This window comes from Streptomyces mirabilis (assembly GCF_039503195.1).
GTDB lineage: Bacteria > Actinomycetota > Actinomycetes > Streptomycetales > Streptomycetaceae > Streptomyces > Streptomyces mirabilis_D.
In genome coordinates this window covers 2,156,436-2,174,375 of record NZ_JBCJKP010000001.1, presented here as the reverse complement: position 1 = coordinate 2,174,375, position 17,940 = coordinate 2,156,436, and the positions used below count along the sequence as shown (strand labels likewise).

Genomic DNA, 17,940 nt, shown 5'->3' with positions numbered 1-17,940 from the left:
CGCATACGGCCCGTACCCCCGCCGACCGGGGTACGGGCCGTCGTCCCGCACACGCGTGTGGCTCACGCGAGACGCACGCGCGCGTGGACCCCTGTCTCAGCTGACGTCGTCCTCGTGCCAGCCGAAGCTCTTCTCCACCGCCTTGCGCCAGTTGTGGTACTCACGGTCACGCACGGAGGCCTCCATGGACGGTGTCCACTCGACGTCCTTCTGCCAGTGCGACTTCAGCTCGTCGAGGTCGTTCCACACACCGGTCGCGAGGCCGGCCGCGTAGGCCGCGCCCAGACAGGTCGTCTCGGACACCCGGGGACGGATCACCGGCACGCCCAGGACATCCGCCTGATGCTGCATCAGCAGATCGTTCTTGGTCATGCCGCCGTCCACCTTCAGGGTGGTGATCTGTACGCCGGAGTCCTGGAACATGGCGTCGACGACCTCACGGGTCTGCCAGCTCGTCGCCTCCAGGACCGCGCGGGCGAGGTGCGCCTTGGTGACGTACCGGGTGAGGCCGGTGACGACACCGCGCGCGTCCGAGCGCCAGTAGGGGGCGAACAGGCCCGAGAACGCCGGCACGATGTACGCGCCGCCGTTGTCGTCGACGCTCGCGGCCAGCGTCTCGATCTCGTCGGCGTTGCGGATGATGCCGAGCTGGTCGCGGAACCACTGCACCAGGGCGCCGGTGATCGCGATCGACCCTTCGAGGCAGTAGACGGGCGCCTCGCCGCCGATCTTGTAGCCCATGGTCGTCAGCAGCCCGTTCTTCGAGGGGACGGGCCGGTTGCCGGTGTTGAGCAGCAGGAAGCTGCCGGTGCCGTACGTGTTCTTGGCGGTGCCCACGTCGTAGCAGGCCTGCCCGAAGACGGCCGCCTGCTGGTCACCGAGGGCCGAGGCGACGGGGACACCCGCGAGCTGGCCCACGGCGGTGCCGTACACCTCGGCCGACGACCTGATCTCGGGCAGCACCGCCTCGGGGACGTTCATGGCCGCGAGGATCGACGGGTCCCACTGAAGGGTCTCCAGGTTCATCAGCATGGTGCGTCCGGCGTTGGTGACATCGGTGACGTGCCGACCGCCGTCGGTGCCGCCGGTCAGGTTCCAGATCAGCCAGGAGTCGATGGTCCCGAAGGCGATCTCGCCGCGCTCGGCACGCGCACGCAGCCCCGGCACGTTGTCGAGCAGCCAGGCCGCCTTGGGGCCGGAGAAGTAGCTGGCCAGCGGCAGGCCGGTCCGTTCGCGGAAGCGGTCCTGGCCGTCCGTGCCGCCCAACTGGTTGCAGAGCGCCGAGGTCCGGGTGTCCTGCCACACGATCGCGTTGTGCACGGGCTTGCCGGTGGCCCGGTCCCACAGGACCGTCGTCTCGCGCTGGTTGGTGATGCCGAGCGCGCTCAGCTGGTCGGCGCGCAGCCCCGCCTTGGCGATGGCTCCCGCGACGACCGCCTGCACCTTGGACCAGATCTCGGTGGCGTCGTGTTCCACCCAGCCCGGCTTGGGAAAGATCTGGCGGTGCTCGCGCTGGTCGACGGCGACGATCGCGCCGCTCCGGTCGAAGATGATGCAGCGGCTGGAGGTGGTGCCCTGGTCGATTGCGGCGACGTACTTCTCGGCGTTCTCCGTCATGACGTCCCCTTACGTCTTCTTCGTCAGAAGGCTGCGTTGGAAGCCTGCGTTCTCGTCAGAAGGCTGCGTTGTAGATCGCGGCCCCGATGGCGGCACCGGCGATCGGGCCGACCACCGGGATCCAGGAGTAACTCCACTCCGAGGTGCCCTTGTTGGGAATCGGCAGCAATGCGTGGGTCAGGCGCGGTCCCAGGTCGCGGGCCGGGTTGATGGCGTACCCGGTGGGCCCGCCCAGCGAGAGTCCGATACCGACCACGAGGAACGCGATGAGCTGGACGGGCAGTCCCGCGTCGCCGATCCCGGCCACGTGTTTGTGGCCGCCGACCATGGCCAGAATGGGCAGCATCAGGCCGGCGGTGGCGATGGTCTCGGTGATGAGGTTCTGCACGGGATGGTTGATCTCCGGCCGGGTCGAGAAGATGCCCAGCGTCTCGATGGCGTTGTCCTCGTCGGCGTTGAGGTTGAACTGGCCGAGGTAGAGCAGCCAGCAAAGCACGGCGCCGACGATGGCGCCCGCGAACTGGCCCAGAATGTAGAAGGGCACGTCCTCCCACTTCGTCGAGCCCTCGATGGCGAAACCGATGGTCACGGCCGGATTGATCTGACCGCCGGACAGCGGCGCCGCGGTGTAGGCCCCGGCGAGCACGCCGAAACCCCATCCGAACGCGATGACGACCCAGCCGGCGCCCTGCGCCTTGGACTTGTTGAGGGTGACCGCGGCGCAGACCCCCGCGCCGAACAGAATCAGAATCGCAGTGCCGATCAACTCGCCGACAAAAATGTCGCCGTTGCTCATGGCGGCTCCTAGGCCTCGCCCGGAGCGGTCCGCTCCGGGCCACCGTGCGGGGTGCTTTTCCCATGGCTACTTCAGCCGAAGGCAGGGAGGTCCCACGCCCCGCCCGGCGTCCGTGACGAGCGTGCCGTCGCAGCGGAATCGCCCGTGGGGGACGGCCTTGGAAACAGGTCGGGAACCCGAGCGGTGCGGTGCCTGAAGACGCCCGAATGCGGCGATGCCGACTGACATCCGGAAGTGTTCACCGGCGCCCAGAGGGCGTCAAGGTCGCCGACGGCAACGGTTGAAGGCCGTGAACGAGCCAAGATCGGGACACGGTACGGGCCTGCCCGGGACACGGTCTCGGGCCGACCGTCCCTTCGCTCTCACCCGGCACAGGGGTCCCGGGCGGCACGGCCGTTGCTCAGAACCCTCCCGGTCCGTCGCTCAACCGGCCTGTGCCCGCTCCGCCCCCGAACCACGCAGGACCTCATGTCCCGGCAGTCCCGCCCGCCCCAGCACCCAACTCGCCCCGCTCAGAGCCTTGGCGGCCTGTTTGAGCGGTGCCAGACAGGCCGCCGCCTGTCGGTGGTCGGTCACGCTGCCCGGCGCGCACAGGACCGTGGCCAGCGACAAGGTGACGGGACGTCCGCCCGCCGACCAGGGCGCGTCGAGTACCGTGCCGGCCAGCGGGCCGAGAGTCTCCGGATCCGCGAGGACCAGGAAGTCGTCGCCGCCGATGTGCCCCACCCGGGTCGTCCCGGAAGCCGCGTGCTGCAGCGTCCGCCCGACCGCCCGGATCAGCTCGTCGCCCGCGGCGAAGCCCGCTCCGTCGTTGACCCGCTTGAAGTGATCGACATCGAGCCAAGTGAGGGCGAACGTCAGGCCGTCGGCGATCCGCCGGTCCACCTCGTCGGTGATCGCGTCCGAACCGGGCAGCCTGGTCAGCGGGTTGAGCCCGGCCGCCTCCTCGACCCGGGTCTCGGAGAGCGCTCGTACGAGATCGGCCAGACGTACGACCCCCACGCACCGCCCGTAGTGATCGACGACCGCGACATCGTCCGACGTACGATCCCGCTCGCCGTCCGCCACCACGTCGAGGACCTCCCACGCGGTCGCGTCGACGCCGACCGTACGCGGCGGATCGCCGAGCTTGGCGGCCGGCCGGTCGGCGTACAGGGCATGCCCGTACGGCCCCGACATCGACAGCAGGAACCGTGACCGGTGCACCGAGCGGACAGGGATCCCGGAGGGATCCACGAGCAGCACGCCGGACACGTCGGGCGAGCCGGTGAGCAGCGCCCGCACCTGCCCCGCGGACGCGGTCGCGGGCAGCAGCGCGGCCGGCCGCACGAACTGCCGTACCGACGGTCCCGACCGGGGGGCCGCCGCGACGCCGGGGGAGAGGGCCGGAACGTATACGTCCGCGACGGGCAACCGTGCGGGCGGCGCGAACAGCTCGCCCTGCGCCAACTGCGCCCCCGCCGACACCGCGGCCGCGCACTGCAGCTCCGTCTCGACGCCCTCCACGGACAGCAGTGCGCCCAACTGCTCGCACAGCGTCCGCATCGCCCTGACCGCCGCCGGCCGCGTCAGCAGGGACGCGTCGAGCTTCACCAGCTCGGGCGCGAGGTCCGTGAGCAGCCGCAGGGGTGCGTCGCCGTCGCCCACCCCGTCCGCACAGATCCGGAAGCCTTCGCTGCGCACCGTGGACACCGCCTCCAGCAGGGCCTGGTGCGGCACGTGCGTGTACGGCGGACCGATGTCGATCGTCACTTCCCACGGCAGCCGACCGGCCTCGCGCACGGCGTCGCGCAGCGCCGCGAGCCGTCCGAGATCAGCCAGTGTCCCGGCGAAGACATTCACGTGCAGTGGCAGCATCGTCTCCCTGCGGGCCGCTGCACGGATCGCCAACGCCGCCAGCCGCCCGTCGAGTTTGGGGTCACGGCGGGCCTGTGCCAGGATGTCACCGGATTCGGGACGGGCGAGTATCTCCAGCGCCGCGACCCCTCCGGTCGTCAGGTTGACGACCGGCTGGAAGGCGAAGCGGACAGTATCCGTCCAGGAAGGCACGGGAGCATACTGGCCCCGCCCGCGCACGCCCGGGCGCGATTCACGAGGTGTTCACGCAGCATTCCGGGGTCGTCACACCGAGTGCGGACAGCCGCGGGGCGAGCCTCCGCGGACGGCGGTCGTCGCGGCTCACGCCGCCCCTGGGCGCGGTGCAGTGGGCCGGCCGCCCGCTCAACGGACGGCGACCACCGACGAACCGTGTCCGAACAGCCCCTGGTTCGCCGTGATTCCCACACGCGCGCTCGCGATCTGCCGGTCGCCCGCGTCCCCGCGCAGCTGCCATGTCAGCTCGCACACCTGGGCTATGGCCTGCGCCGGAACGGCCTCTCCGAAGGAGGCCAGCCCGCCGCTGACATTCACCGGTATGCGCCCGCCCAACGATGTGGCACCCTCCCGCAGCAGCTTCGCGGCCTCCCCTTCCCCGCACAGCCCCAGGTCCTCGTACCACTGCAGTTCCAGGGCCGTGGACAGGTCGTACACCTCGGCCAGCGAGAGGTCCTCGGGGCCGATGCCCGCCTCCTCGTACGCCGCCCGCGCGATCGAGGCCCGGAAGGTGCCGGCCGAGGGTTCCACCGCGACGGCGGAGTCCGTGGCGATGTCCGGAAGGTCGAGCACGGTGTTGGGGTAGCGCGGTGTCACCGTCGACACCGCGCGGATCCGTACGGGGTCCGCCGCCCCGTGCCGTCGCGCGAAGTCCATGCTCGACAGCACGAGGGCGGCGCCCCCGTCGGACGTCGCGCAGATGTCGAGCAGCCGCAACGGGTCGGCGACGACGGCGGAACCCGCCACCTCTTCGGCCGTGACCCTCTTGCGGTACCGCGCGTTCGGATTCAGCGCCCCCAGGGCGGCGTTCTTCACCTTGACCTGCGCGAAGTCCTCCAGAGTGTCCCCGTGCACGGCCATCCGCCGCCGTGCGTACAGTCCGAAGTACGTCGGATTCGTCGCTCCGAGGACCCGGAACCGCAGCCAGTCGGGATCGTCCGGCCTGTCGCCGCCCGCCGGACGGAAGAATCCCTTGGGCGCCGCGTCGGCGCCGACGACGAGGACCACGTCCGCGAGGCCCGAAAGGATCTGTGCCCGCGCCGCGTTGATGGCCTGCGCCCCCGACGCGCACGCGGCGTACACGCTCGTGACCCGCGCTCCCTGCCAGCCCAGGGCCTTCGCGAACGTCGCTCCCGCCACGTACCCCGGATAGCCGGCGCGCACGGTGTCGGCGCCCACGACCGAGCCGACGTCCCGCCAGTCGACCCCCGCGTCGGCCAGCGCGGCACGCGCCGCCACGACCCCGTACTCGACGAATCCGCGCCCCCACTTGCCCCACGGATGCATGCCCGCGCCGAGCACCGCCACCTCACCGCTCATGCCGTCACCCCCGTACGCCACGTGCCCTTCATGCCGTCACCCCCGTCGGCCGCCAGTGCCATGTCGTCCACGTCGTCTCCTCGTCCTCGTTCAGCACACCGGGGACGACCTCCACCTCCATGCCCACCGCCAGGTCGGAGACGGTGATCCCGGGAACCGTCTGACCAAGTACGACGAGTCGCTCGGATTCAAGCTCCACAGCGATCAACGCATAGGGTTCCCATGAGAGTTCCGGATCGGTCACATACGGTGACGGAGGCCGGTACCGGCTGTCGGTGTACGACCAGACGCGACCGCGCCGGGACAGCGGAACCTCGGTCAGCTCACCGCCCCGGCATCCCGGATTCCGGCAGAAGGCGTCCTCGCGGGGGAAGAAGACCGAGGCGCACGCGGAGCAGCGTGTGCCGAGGAGACGGAAGTCGTCCCCGTCCCCGGCGAACCATCCGGCGACCACAGGTGTACGTGTACGTGTACGCGACAAGACCCCTCCACGACGCTGGATCTGACGGAACGTCAGAAGTGTGCCACGGGCGTCGGGAAATGGGCAGCGCGACGGAGAGAACCGTGGAGGCCCCCCGGGCGTCGGAGTATCCGGAGGTGCGGCCGGGGCCCACGGGGGTGGTTCCGGCCGTGTCTCCCGGTGCGTCTCCGGGGCCCGTTGGGCGATCCGGTGATTCCCTCACTCGATGGTGGCCGACCGCACGTGATCCCTTCCCCGACGGATCCCGCACCTGATAGATGCAGGGGGCATGACACGACTCTCCAACGCCGTACGCGGTCTGGTGACCACGCTCGCCGCCTTACTGGCCGTGACCGCCGCCTCCGCCACCGCCCGGGCGACGCCCGAGCCGAAGGCTCCCGAGGGCTTCGTGGCCCTGCGGTCCGTGGACCCGACGATCATCCAGGAGGTGCGCTACTTCACGCCGCACAACTTCGTCGGCGAACGCGTCGACGGCTACCGACAGCCGATCTGCATCCTCACCCGACCCGCCGCCGAAGCCCTCCACAAGGCCCAGGTGACACTGCTGCACGAGGGCTACACCCTCAAGGTGTACGACTGCTACCGGCCGCAACGCGCCGTCGACCACTTCGTGCGCTGGGCCGAGGACCTCGACGACCAGGCGATGAAGCCCGAGTTCTATCCGCAGGTCGACAAGACCCGTCTGTTCGAGGACGGTTACATCGCCGAGAAGTCCGGACACAGCCGCGGCTCGACGACGGACCTCACGATCGTGCGGCTGCCGGCGAAGCCGACCCGCCCGTACGTCCCCGGAGAACCCCTCGTGCCCTGCTACGCGCCCCAGGACGAGCGCTTCCCGGACAACTCCGTGGACATGGGTACCGGCTTCGACTGCTTCGACACCCTCGCGCACACGCTGGACCCACGCGTCCAGGGCGTGCAGCGAGCCAACCGGCTGCTCCTGAAGAGCACCCTCGAAGACCTCGGATTCGTCAACCTCGCCGAGGAGTGGTGGCACTACACGTACAAGCCCGAGCCCTACCCCGACACGTACTTCGACTTCCCCGTGTCCAAGGAATCACTGACTTCGTCCCCCTGAGCCGGGCCGGTCCGCCCCGTGACGGCGGGGCGGACCGCATCACGAGACGCGCTTCGACAGGCGCCCGGGCCCGTATCTGATGAGGCACCCGAAGACGAGCGAGAAGTGATCGGCTACAGTCCGCGGCGTGTCCGCAACCCCGCACCCACCCGCCGACTTCGCGCCGGACTCGCACTGTTCGAGCTGCGGAGCACCCTACGGAGAAGCCAACTCCGGCTGGCCCCGCACCTGCGCCGTCTGCGGCGGCGTGGCCTACCGCAACCCGCTGCCGGTCGCGGTGGCGCTGCAGCCCGTGTACGACGACAGGGGCACCGCCCTGGTCGTCATCACCCGGACCATCGCTCCCGCCCGCGGAGGCGTCGCGCTGCCCGGAGGGTTCATCGACCACCGGGAGGACTGGCGGCACGCCGTCGCCCGGGAACTCAAGGAGGAGACGGGAATCGACGTGGCGAGCCGCGAGGTGCGGCTCGCCGACGCGATGAGCTCTCCTGCCGGGCACCTGCTGCTCTTCGGGCTCCTACCGGAGCGCCCGGCCGCCGACCTGCCGCCGTCCGCCGCCACGGACGAGACCGAGGGCTGGCACCTGCTGCGCCGGCCCACCGAGCTCGCCTTCCCGCTGCACACCTTGGCGGCGCGCGCGTGGTTCGAGGGTCGCTACGTCTGAGGGGGTCCCACGGGGTTCTCGGAGGCCGTCACCGCGCCCCGAGGCCCCGCACCCGGACCGGATACTCCGGCGTGCCCGCTCCGCCCTCTCCGTCCCGCCGCACGACCACGTGCTGCCCCTCCCAGCGCGTCACGTAGCGTTCGAGCTCGGGCTCGTCCCAGCCGTCGCCGCGGTCCGGCACGGCGAGCCCGCCCCCGACCCGCCCGCGCGCCGGAGCCCACGCCTCCAGCTCCAGGCCGCCGTCGTCGCCACGGACGGGCACGACGGCACCCGCGCGCGCCAGCACCGGAATCCGCGACAAGGGGGCATCGAGCAACACCTGGGCCGGCCCCTCGTGCACCTCCTCGGTGACCGTGTCGTACCAACGCCCCCGGGGCAGCTGCACCGCACGACGATCGGCCCCATGGTCCAGCACCGGTGCCACAAGAAGGCAGTCACCCAGCATGAAGGCGTCCTCGCAGTCCCTGAGTGCCCGGTCCTCCGGCGCCGCCCACCACAGCGGCCGCACATAGGGTGCGCCCGTGCGGCGCGCCAGCAGCGCCAGCGTCATGAAGTACGGGAGCAGCCGCCGCCGCTCGACGAGAGCCGCGCGCGCGTGCTCCAGTACGTCGTCACCGAACTCCCATGGCTCCCGGCGACCCGCCCGCAGACTCGCGTGCGTACGGAACAGCGGCAGATACGCGCCGAGCTGGAACCACCGCAGGTACAGCTCGGGAGACGGGCTGCCGTCGAAACCGCCCACGTCGGGACCCGAGTACGGAACCCCGCACAGCCCGAGCCCCATCACCAGGGACAGCGAAGCCCGCAGCCCGGGCCAGCCCGTGGCCACGTCACCGGACCAGGTCCCTCCGTAGCGCTGCATTCCGGCCCACCCGGAGCGCGAGAAGAGGAACGGCCGCTCCTGGGGATCCCTTTCGCGCAGTCCCTCGTACGCGGCTCGGGCCATGCCCAGGGCGTACACGTTGTGCGCCTCACGATGGTCACCGCCGCGTCCCTCCAGGGAGTGCCGAGCCGACCTCGGCAGCGTCGACTCCCCGAACGCCGTGAACGACGTCGGCTCGTTCATGTCGTGCCAGAATCCCGCGAACCCCTGCGCCAGCCGTTCCTCGTAGAGGCCGCCCCACCACTCCCGCACACGCGCGTGCGTGAAGTCCGGATAGACCGACTCCCCGGGCCATACGACCCCCCGCACAAGCCGGCCCGAACCGTCCCGGACGAAGGCGTCCTCGGCGAGACCGCTGTCGTACACCGCGTTGCCCGGCGCGGCCTTGACCGCCGGGTCGACGATCGACACCAGTCGGATGCCGTCGCGGCGCAGCTCCTCGGCGAGTACCGGCAGCTTCGGGAAGCGCTCCCGGTCCACCGTGAACACCTGGTGGGCGTCGTAGTGATCGATGTCCAGGTGCACCGCGTCGAGGGGCAGACCGCGCTCCTGATAGCCCGCGACGATCCGCCGCACCTCCTGCTCGCTGCCGAAGCCCCAGCGCGCGTGATGGTGTCCCAGAGCCCACGCGGGCGGCAGCGCGGGCGCCCCGGTGAGCGAGGCCCAGGCGTGCAGCACGCGCGCGGGGGTGCCCACCATCAACCAGCACCGCAGCGGGCCACCGTCCATCCGCAACTCGCACGTTCCCGCGCGGTCGTGCCCGGACCCCGCGCCCTCCTCTCCCTCGCGCAGGTTCACCGTGCCGTCCCAGGAGGTGTCGTGGAACACGAGATGCGTGCCCGCGTCGGAGACCACCATCTGCACGGGCATCGTGATGTACAGCGGATCGTCGCCCGGCGCGAAGGGGTGCCCGGGATCCGTGTTCCACAGCCGGTACGTCCCGTCACGCAGCCTGGGACCGGCCGCGCGCCCGCCCAGGCCGAAGAACCGAGCGTCGGCGGCCACTTCCGAGCGCTGCATCCACCGCGCGCCGCCCCCGTCGACCGGCTCCCACCAACGGGGCGGCAGATCACGGCGCAGGATCACACCACCCGGGGTTCGCACCTCGACGGCGCCGTGCCGCGAGACGACGACGGTCACCCGTTCGGCCACCACCCGCCAGCCGTCGTCCTTGTCGGGCTCCAGGACGGCCCGCGGGTCCGGCTCCGGGCAACGGCCCGCGAGCGCGTATGACGGCTCCGGACCGGCCCCGTCCCAGCCCCAGAACACCGCCCCGCTCACCGCGACCGTGATCCGCAATTCGGACCGCGTGAACCTGATGACCCCACCCCCGGGCCCCGGCTCCGCCCCCTGCACCGGGCCGGGCACCCGCGCGCGTTCGGCCCCCCGCCGTGGCAGCCCAGCGGCGTCGGCACGCCTCCTTCGCCATGCGGCCCGCACGGTACGCAAGCCCTGGGCCGCCCCCGTCGAACCGACCGCCTTCACCGAACGCACCAGGTCACGACCGTCCATGCTGCTCACCCTGCCATTGCCTGCGCCAAATGAGTGAGTCGTTCAACTTCCGTTCACCCGCGACGGGGGCACATCTTCACGCGGACGACCAACTGCGGCGCACCCTGGTGCGGAAGTCGATCACATGGCATCGTCCGTGTCAGCCGCGTGACGCGCACACCCCAGCTCGTGCGCGACCGACGCACACAGTCCGGGAGCCGATTCATGTCCACCGCGAACCCCTCAGCGCTCTGGCAGCCCGACCCAGGGCGCATCACCCAGGCACAGGTCACCAAGTTCCAGGCCTGGGCGGCCGAGCACCACGGAGCCCCGTCCGACGGCGGCTACTCGGCACTGCACAGCTGGTCGGTGCGGGAACTGGACACGTTCTGGAAGGCCGTCACCGAGTGGTTCGACGTACGGTTTTCGACCCCCTACGCGCGCGTGCTCGGTGACCGCTCGATGCCCGGCGCCGAATGGTTCCCCGGGGCGACCCTGAACTACGCCGAGCACGCCCTGCGCGCGGCCGAGACCCGCACGGACGAACCAGCACTCCTGTACGTCGACGAGACCCACGAGCCGACCCCGGTGAGCTGGTCCGAGCTGCGCCGTCAGGTCGGCTCCCTGGCCGCCGAGCTGCGCGCCCTCGGGGTACGCCCGGGGGACCGCGTCAGCGGCTATCTCCCGAACATTCCGCAGGCCGTGACCGCCCTCCTCGCCACGGCCGCCGTAGGGGCCGTGTGGACGTCCTGCGCCCCCGATTTCGGCGCGCGCAGCGTCCTCGACCGCTTTCAGCAGGTCGAACCCGTCGTGCTCTTCACGGTCGACGGCTACCGCTACGGTGGCAAGGAGCACGACCGCCGTGACGTGGTCGCCGAGCTGCGCCGCGAACTGCCGACCCTGCGCGCCGTCGTCCACATCCCACTGCTCGGCACCGAAGCACCCGAAGGAGCCCTGGACTGGTCCGAGCTGACCTCTGCGGACGTGGCGCCCGTCTTCGAAGAGGTCCCTTTCGACCATCCTTTGTGGGTGCTCTACTCCTCCGGCACGACCGGCCTCCCCAAGGCCATCGTCCAGTCCCAGGGCGGCATCCTCGTCGAGCACCTCAAGCAACTGGGCCTGCACTGCGACCTCGGCCCCGAGGACCGCTTCTTCTGGTACACGTCCACCGGCTGGATGATGTGGAACTTCCTCGTCTCCGGCCTGCTCACGGGCACCACGATCGTCCTCTACGACGGCAGCCCCGGATACCCGGACACGGGTGCCCAATGGCGGATCGCCGAACGCACGGGAGCGACCCTCTTCGGCACCTCCGCCGCGTATGTGATGGCGTGCCGCAAGGCGGGCGTCCACCCCTCCCAGGACTTCGACCTCACGCGTGTGCAGTGCGTCGCGACGACCGGCTCGCCCCTGCCGCCCGACGGCTTCCGCTGGCTGCACGACGAGGTCCGCGACGATCTGTGGATCGCCTCCGTCAGCGGTGGCACGGACGTGTGCTCCTGTTTCGCGGGAGCGGTACCGACGCTCCCGGTGTACATCGGGGAACTCCAGGCCCCCGGTCTCGGCACCGACCTCCAGTCCTGGGACCCCGCAGGCAAGCCCCTGATCGACGAAGTCGGTGAGCTGGTGGTCACCAACCCGATGCCGTCCATGCCCATCCGCTTCTGGAACGATCCCGACGGCAGCCGCTACCACGACAGCTACTTCGACACGTATCCCGGAGTGTGGCGCCACGGTGACTGGATCACCGTCACCTCGCGCGGTTCGGTCGTCATCCACGGCCGCTCGGACTCGACGCTCAACCGCCAGGGCGTGCGCATGGGGTCGGCCGACATCTACGAAGCCGTCGAACGCCTCCCCGAGATCAAGGAGTCGCTCGTCATCGGTGTCGAACAGCCCGACGGCGGCTACTGGATGCCCCTCTTCGTCCACCTCGCCCCCGGAGCCGCGCTCGACGAGGCCCTCCTGAACCGCATCAAGCAGACCATCCGCGAACAGCTCTCCCCGCGCCACGTCCCCGACGAGGTCATCGAGGTGCCCGGTGTCCCGCACACCCTCACGGGCAAACGCATCGAGGTTCCGGTCAAGCGCCTTCTCCAGGGAGCCCCTTTGGAGAAGGCGGTCAACGTCGGCTCCGTGGACAACGTCGAGTTGCTGCACTTCTACGAAGAGCTGGCCCGCAAGCGCGGCTGATCAACCTCCGTAGGTGGCCTCGGACTCGCCGAGCACGACAGCGAAGTCCGAGGCCAGGCGCGCCGCGTCGGAGGGGTCGAGTTCCGCGACCGAGATCCGTACACCGGGCGCGGAAGCGAGCCTGAACCGCGCACCCGCCGCGACCCACCACCCGTAGGACCGCAGCCCGTTGACGACGGCCGACTCGTCGCGCACCGGTACCCAGACATTCAGTCCGCTCACGGAATGGGACGGGATCCCCTGTTCCGCGAGTTGGTGTCGCAGTGCGTTCCGCCGCAGCGCGTACATGTCCTGTGCGCGGGCGACCAACGCGTGCGTGTCGTCGTCCGTCATCAGCTCGTACACCGTCTCCTGGAGCAGGTGGCTGACCCAGCCGGAGGTGAGCAGCATCCGGCCGTCGTGCCGGGCCAGCGTGGTCGGATCGCAGGCCGCAGCCGCCCACCGCAGGTCCGTCCCGAGGAACTTGCTCACGGTCCGCACGTGCACCCAGCGCTCAAGGCCGCCCGCGGCCAGAGCATGAAGAGGCGCATCGGCGACGGCGGACGCATGGTCGTTCTCCACCACGAGCACATCGGGCTCCTCCTGGAGTATGGCGACCAGAGAGTCCCGGCGCTCCGCCGAGAAGCGACCGCCGTACGGATTCTGCGCCCGTGGACTGCACACCACCGCTCGTACGCCGGCCCGTAGGGCGTCGCGCAGGGCCTCGGGTCGCATCCCCTGGTCGTCCACGGCCACCGGGACCGTACGCAGCCCCAGCGCCGTGACCAGGTCCAGCAGATGGTGATAGCCGGGGTCTTCCATCGCGACGGCGTCACCGGGACGCAACTCCACCGACAGCAGCCGCCCGATCAGATCGAGCGCGCCGTGCGCGAAGGTCACGTGTTCCGTCGGCACCCCGTCCGGTCGCAGCCAGTCGCGCACGGCGTCCTCCAACCGCGCCAGACGCGGCGTGCTGCGGTGGGACCGCGCGCCGGGGGAGAGCCGCGAGGGTGGTACCAGATGCGGAAGCAGCCGCGGGTCGGGATGGCCACCCGCCAGGTCCCGCAGCCCGTCCGGCACCCTCGGCGGTCGCCGCGACGCCACCGAGGGCGCCGCGGCGACCACGGTCCCGCCACGCCCGCGCGTCACGACGATCCCGCGCCGCCGCAGCTCCTTGTACGCCGTCGCGACCGTCCCCGGGCTCACTCCGAGCTCGTCGGCGAGCCTGCGCACCGGAGGCAGCGCCGCTCCCGGCCCCAACGCGCCTTCGGCCACGCCTCGTTCGACGGACGAGGCAATTCCCTTGGCCGTCGCGCCAGTGATCCCATATTGTGTTGCCACGTTACCAAGTATGTATCAATACATAAGTGGAAGCAAGGGGGAACGGTGGGACCGATCAGCCGCGCAGCCGCATGGTCGACGCGCATTCCAGGAGGCCCCGACGGTCGAAGAATGCTCTGGATCGCACTCGTCGACCGGACCGGCAGCGGCCTGTGGGCAGCCGTGTCGGTCCTGTACTTCACCTACGTCACCGGCCTGTCCGTGGCACAGGTCGGCACCCTCGCGGCGCTCTCGGGGGCAATCGGCATCGCCGGCGCACCGCTCGGCGGCCGCATCGCCGACCGCCTGCCCCTCACCCGCGTCCTGATCTCCCTGCAGATCCTGCGGGCCCTGGCCTCCCTTGCCCTGCTCACCACCGACAACTACGCCCTGCTGCTGGTCTTCTCGGCCGCCGGCAGTTTCGGCGACCGGGCAGCCAACGTCCTCACCAAGCTGTACGCCACCCGCGTCTCCGGACCCGACCGCGTCCGCTACCAGGCCGTCACCAGAACCGTCGCCAACGCCGGATGGGCCCTGGGCGGCCTCACCGCCGCGGCCGCTCTCACGATCGGGACGACCACCGCCTACCAGTGGCTCCTGACAGGAGACGCGCTGTCGTTCGTCGCCGCCGCGCTCCTCACCGCGCGCTGCGCCGAACCGCCGTCCCCCGCACGCACGATCGCCACGTCCAAGGACCCCGCCCCCACCACCAGGCCGGCCACCCCCTGGCGCGACCGCGGCTATCTCGCGTACGTCGCCACCGAGACCGTCCTCTTCCTCGACGACGCCGTGTTCAAGGTCGGCCTGCCGCTCTGGATCGCCCACTCCGACCAAGCTCCTCACGGCCTCGCCCCATTGCTCATGGTGCTCAACAACCTGATGGTCGTGGCCCTTCAGGTCCCCCTGGCCCGCTTCGGCACCACGACGGCCGCCGCGCGCTCCCTGCTCCTCCCCCTCTCCGCCGCCTTCGCTCTCGGTGGCGTCGCCATGGCGCTCTCGGCCACGGGCGGAGCCTTCACCGCCACGCTGTTCCTCACGACCTCGGCCGTCGCCTTCACCGTGGCGGAGATGCTGCACGCCACCGTCTCCTGGGAACTCTCCGTCGCCCTCGCGCCCGGGACGGCCCAGGGCGCCTACCTGGGCGTCCATGGACTGGCGCAGTCCGCCCAGCGCAGCATCGGACCACTCGCCGTCACCGCGGCCATCGCGACCGGCCCCCTCGGCTGGACGGCCTTCGGCGCGACCATCGCTGTGACCTGCGTGTTTCAGCACCACCTGGTGCGCGACCAGCTCTCCCGCACCGGGTTGTCAGTGCCACCGGTTACGGTGAGTGAGCATTGATCGACTGCGCACAGGGGGAAACATGGCGCACACCGAGCACCAGACCATGCGACGCGTCCTGCGCCGCGAAATCGCCGGCACCATCGGTCTGCTGACCGACGAGCACGACTTCACAGCGATGCGGCGCTACCGCACCTTCACGTTCAACGACCACACGACCTACCTCCAGCAGGTGGAATCCCTGCTCAGGACCCTGGCAGCCCAAGGCAGCCACACCACGGTCGCGCTCTTCGACCCCGACGAGTACGCGGAGTTCTGCGCCCACCACGGCCTGGAGCCCGACACAGCCGCCAGCCGCACACGCTTCACCGCCGAACTCGCGGCCATCGGCCCCACCGTCGCGTACGAGGGGCAGCCCCTCGCCGAACTCGTCCCCGACCTCGTCGACGAAGCCGTCCGCAAAGCCACCTGGGAGTACGCGACCACACTCCTGGCCCGCATCGGCACCTGCGCGTCCTGCGGAGAGGACATCGGACGAGCGTCCTTCGCCCGCGCCTCCCACCTGCTCACCCGCGTCCTCGACACCGCGAGTCCCGGCGAGCGCCAACTCGTGTGCAGCGTCTCCGCGGCACCAGAAACACTCGTCGCGGTGCTGCGGGCCGACGACGACGCCGAGGGCACCACCCGCCTCGACGAGGCGGAAGCCCTCGAATTCACCACCGTCCTGGCCCTGGGCCTCGCCACCGGCAGCGCCGGAGGACTCGTCATGCGCACCACCGCCCCCGGCACGACCGACCGCGTCTACGGATGGCGCCTGCGCGGAGAAGGCCTGCAACCCCTCACCGCAGGCGAGGTCTTCGACGCCTACTGCACCGATGTCACCTCCGGAGACCTCGTCTCCCCGGAGTCAGGCGTCGACTACTGCGTACCACCCGACCTCGGCGGCGGAGAGGAGGCGACAGGTCACACGCACTGAACGCGAAGGGGCGCCCCATCCGCAGGTGGAGCGCCCCTGAGCAACCTTCGCGCGACGAACGGTCCCGGCTACTCGCCGGACAGCACCGCCTGGGCCGCCGTGCGCGCCTCGTCGGCCGTGTCCGTGGCACGTGCCGCCGCGGCGGCACGCTCGCACTGCGCCAGCGTGTACTTGGCGAGCGTCGCCCGGACATAGGGAATGGACGCGGCACCCATCGACAGGGAGGTGACCCCCAGACCGGTCAGCACACACGCGAGCAGCGGATCGGACGCGGCCTCACCGCAGACACCACAGCTCTTGCCCTCTGCCTTCGCCGCCTCGGCGGACACGGCGACCAGGTCGAGCAGCGCGGGCTGCCACGGGTCCTGCAGGCGGGACACCGCGCCCACCTGCCGGTCGGCGGCGAAGGTGTACTGGGCGAGGTCATTGGTCCCCAGCGACAGGAACTCGACCTCCTGGAGGATCGAGCGAGCCCGCAGCGCGGCCGACGGAATCTCCACCATCGCGCCGAACTTCGCCTGCAGCCCAGCGGCACGGCACGCGTCCGCGAACGCCTTGGCGTCGATGCGGTCGGCGACCATCGGCGCCATGACCTCGAGATAGACCGGCAGCCCCTCCGCGGCCTTCGCGAGCGCCGTCAGCTGCGTTCGCAGGACATCGGGGTGGTCGAGCAGGGTGCGCAGACCCCGTACGCCCAGTGCCGGGTTCGGCTCGTCGGCCGGAGTGAGGAACTCCAGCGGCTTGTCCGCGCCCGCGTCCAGCACCCGCACCACGACACGCCCCTCGGGGAACGCCTCCAGCACCTGCCGGTACGCCTCGACCTGCTTCTCCTCGGACGGCGCCTGCTTGCTGTCGTCCAGAAAGAGGAACTCGGTGCGGAACAGACCGACACCCTCGGCCCCGGCCTCGACGGCGGCCGGCACATCGGCGGGACCGCCGACATTCGCCAGCAGTGGCACCTTGTGTCCGTCGGAGGTGGCACCCGGTCCGGTCGAGGCCGACAGGGACGCCTTCCGCTCGGCCGCCGCGGCCTCCAGCTGCGCCCGCTTCTCGGCGCTCGGCTCCACGAAGATCTCGCCGGTGCTGCCGTCCACGGCGATCACCGTGCCTTCGGCGAGCTCTCCGGCGCCGGGGAGCGCGACGACGGCGGGCACTCCGAGCGCCCGAGCCAGGATCGCGCTGTGGCTGGTCGGCCCGCCCTCCTCGGTGACGAAGCCGAGGACGAGGGTGGGGTCGAGCAGCGCGGTGTCGGCGGGCGCAAGGTCACGAGCAATAAGGACGTACGGCTCGTCGCTGTCGGGGACACCCGGCATGGGCACCCCCAGCAGTCGGGCGACGATACGGTTCCGCACATCGTCGAGGTCGGCCACTCGACCGGCGAGGTACTCACCGGCACCCGCCAGCAGTGCGCGATAGGAGGCGAACGCGTCATAGACGGCACGCTCGGCCGTGCTGCCGACCGCGACACGCCGATCCACGTCCGCCATCAGCTCGGGGTCCTGGGCCATCATGGCCTGCGCCTCGAGCACCGCCTGGGCCTCGCCCCCCGCCAGATTGCCGCGCGCCATCAGATCGGCCGCCACAGCCTCGACGGCCTTACGGGCGCGCCCCTGTTCGCGCTCCGCGTCCTCCGCCGGGATCTGCTTGGCAGGCGGCTCAAGCACCGCCGTTCCCATGTGCCGAACCTCGCCGATCGCCACACCGTGGCTCACGCCGACGCCTCGCAGCGTTGTCTCCATCTCACCCGTCTCCGGTAGTGCGGCGCGTCCG

General features: G+C 70.9%; 13 protein-coding genes. 5 read left to right on the top strand and 8 right to left on the bottom strand.

Features of this window, described 5'->3' with window-relative positions:
- Positions 1-96: 96 nt before the first annotated feature.
- From glpK to AAFF41_RS10480, 5 genes are all read right to left on the bottom strand, one after another.
- Positions 97-1,617, bottom strand: a complete 1,521-nt coding sequence (glpK, locus tag AAFF41_RS10500; protein WP_319753947.1) for a glycerol kinase GlpK — start codon at positions 1,615-1,617, stop codon at positions 97-99.
- A 55-nt stretch (positions 1,618-1,672) separates the two neighbouring features.
- Entirely contained in the window at positions 1,673-2,413 is a 741-nt protein-coding gene (locus tag AAFF41_RS10495) for an MIP/aquaporin family protein (protein WP_319753946.1), read from the bottom strand.
- Between the two features lie 423 nt (positions 2,414-2,836).
- A complete protein-coding gene (locus AAFF41_RS10490; RefSeq protein ID WP_343323885.1) occupies positions 2,837-4,462 on the bottom strand; it encodes an EAL domain-containing protein in 1,626 nt (541 codons plus the stop codon).
- Positions 4,463-4,633: 171 nt separating this feature from the next.
- Positions 4,634-5,824 carry a lipid-transfer protein gene (locus AAFF41_RS10485; protein ID WP_343323884.1) on the bottom strand — a complete coding sequence of 397 codons (1,191 nt, stop codon included), beginning with the start codon at positions 5,822-5,824 and terminating at the stop codon, positions 4,634-4,636.
- 28 nt (positions 5,825-5,852) lie between these two features.
- Positions 5,853-6,278 carry a Zn-ribbon domain-containing OB-fold protein gene (locus tag AAFF41_RS10480; protein WP_060895767.1) on the bottom strand — a complete coding sequence of 142 codons (426 nt, stop codon included), beginning with the start codon at positions 6,276-6,278 and terminating at the stop codon, positions 5,853-5,855.
- A gap of 295 nt (positions 6,279-6,573) precedes the next feature.
- Here AAFF41_RS10480 and AAFF41_RS10475 point away from each other — a divergent pair, with 295 nt between their 5' ends.
- The gene (locus tag AAFF41_RS10475; RefSeq protein WP_343323883.1) at positions 6,574-7,383 is read left to right on the top strand and encodes a M15 family metallopeptidase; all 810 of its coding nucleotides are present in this window, start codon (positions 6,574-6,576) and stop codon (positions 7,381-7,383) included.
- 127 nt (positions 7,384-7,510) lie between these two features.
- A complete protein-coding gene (locus AAFF41_RS10470) occupies positions 7,511-8,047 on the top strand; it encodes an NUDIX domain-containing protein (protein ID WP_319753942.1) in 537 nt (178 codons plus the stop codon).
- 28 nt (positions 8,048-8,075) lie between these two features.
- Here the strand turns inward: AAFF41_RS10470 and AAFF41_RS10465 are convergent, their stop codons facing one another.
- Positions 8,076-10,442: a glycoside hydrolase family 31 protein gene (locus AAFF41_RS10465; RefSeq protein ID WP_319753941.1), complete on the bottom strand. Its 2,367-nt coding sequence runs from the start codon at positions 10,440-10,442 to the stop codon at positions 8,076-8,078.
- A 204-nt stretch (positions 10,443-10,646) separates the two neighbouring features.
- On the opposite strand from AAFF41_RS10465, the gene AAFF41_RS10460 reads away from it, so the two are divergent.
- The gene (locus AAFF41_RS10460) at positions 10,647-12,614 is read left to right on the top strand and encodes an acetoacetate--CoA ligase (protein ID WP_343323882.1); all 1,968 of its coding nucleotides are present in this window, start codon (positions 10,647-10,649) and stop codon (positions 12,612-12,614) included.
- Here AAFF41_RS10460 and AAFF41_RS10455 read toward each other — a convergent pair whose 3' ends face one another.
- Positions 12,615-13,934 (bottom strand): aminotransferase class I/II-fold pyridoxal phosphate-dependent enzyme, encoded by a 1,320-nt coding sequence (locus tag AAFF41_RS10455; RefSeq protein WP_319753939.1) that lies wholly within the window; start codon positions 13,932-13,934, stop codon positions 12,615-12,617.
- A gap of 111 nt (positions 13,935-14,045) precedes the next feature.
- Here AAFF41_RS10455 and AAFF41_RS10450 point away from each other — a divergent pair, with 111 nt between their 5' ends.
- Positions 14,046-15,254 carry an MFS transporter gene (locus AAFF41_RS10450; RefSeq protein ID WP_319753938.1) on the top strand — a complete coding sequence of 403 codons (1,209 nt, stop codon included), beginning with the start codon at positions 14,046-14,048 and terminating at the stop codon, positions 15,252-15,254.
- A gap of 22 nt (positions 15,255-15,276) precedes the next feature.
- Complete coding sequence (locus AAFF41_RS10445) at positions 15,277-16,170, top strand: hypothetical protein (RefSeq protein ID WP_319753937.1); 894 nt, start codon at positions 15,277-15,279, stop codon at positions 16,168-16,170.
- Between the two features lie 68 nt (positions 16,171-16,238).
- Here AAFF41_RS10445 and ptsP read toward each other — a convergent pair whose 3' ends face one another.
- Positions 16,239-17,909 carry a phosphoenolpyruvate--protein phosphotransferase gene (ptsP, locus tag AAFF41_RS10440; RefSeq protein WP_319753936.1) on the bottom strand — a complete coding sequence of 557 codons (1,671 nt, stop codon included), beginning with the start codon at positions 17,907-17,909 and terminating at the stop codon, positions 16,239-16,241.
- Positions 17,910-17,940 lie beyond the last annotated feature (31 nt).

Bases quoted from the DNA above. Each gene is read 5' to 3' on its own strand.
- ptsP (WP_319753936.1), bottom strand. From the start codon at position 17,909: ATGGAGACAACGCTGCGAGGCGTCGGCGTGAGCCACGGTGTGGCGATC.
- AAFF41_RS10485 (WP_343323884.1), bottom strand. From the start codon at position 5,824: ATGAGCGGTGAGGTGGCGGTGCTCGGCGCGGGCATGCATCCGTGGGGC.
- AAFF41_RS10445 (WP_319753937.1), top strand. From the start codon at position 15,277: ATGGCGCACACCGAGCACCAGACCATGCGACGCGTCCTGCGCCGCGAA.
- AAFF41_RS10495 (WP_319753946.1), bottom strand. From the start codon at position 2,413: ATGAGCAACGGCGACATTTTTGTCGGCGAGTTGATCGGCACTGCGATT.
- AAFF41_RS10450 (WP_319753938.1), top strand. From the start codon at position 14,046: ATGCTCTGGATCGCACTCGTCGACCGGACCGGCAGCGGCCTGTGGGCA.
- AAFF41_RS10460 (WP_343323882.1), top strand. From the start codon at position 10,647: ATGTCCACCGCGAACCCCTCAGCGCTCTGGCAGCCCGACCCAGGGCGC.
- AAFF41_RS10465 (WP_319753941.1), bottom strand. From the start codon at position 10,442: ATGGACGGTCGTGACCTGGTGCGTTCGGTGAAGGCGGTCGGTTCGACG.
- AAFF41_RS10475 (WP_343323883.1), top strand. From the start codon at position 6,574: ATGACACGACTCTCCAACGCCGTACGCGGTCTGGTGACCACGCTCGCC.
- glpK (WP_319753947.1), bottom strand. From the start codon at position 1,617: ATGACGGAGAACGCCGAGAAGTACGTCGCCGCAATCGACCAGGGCACC.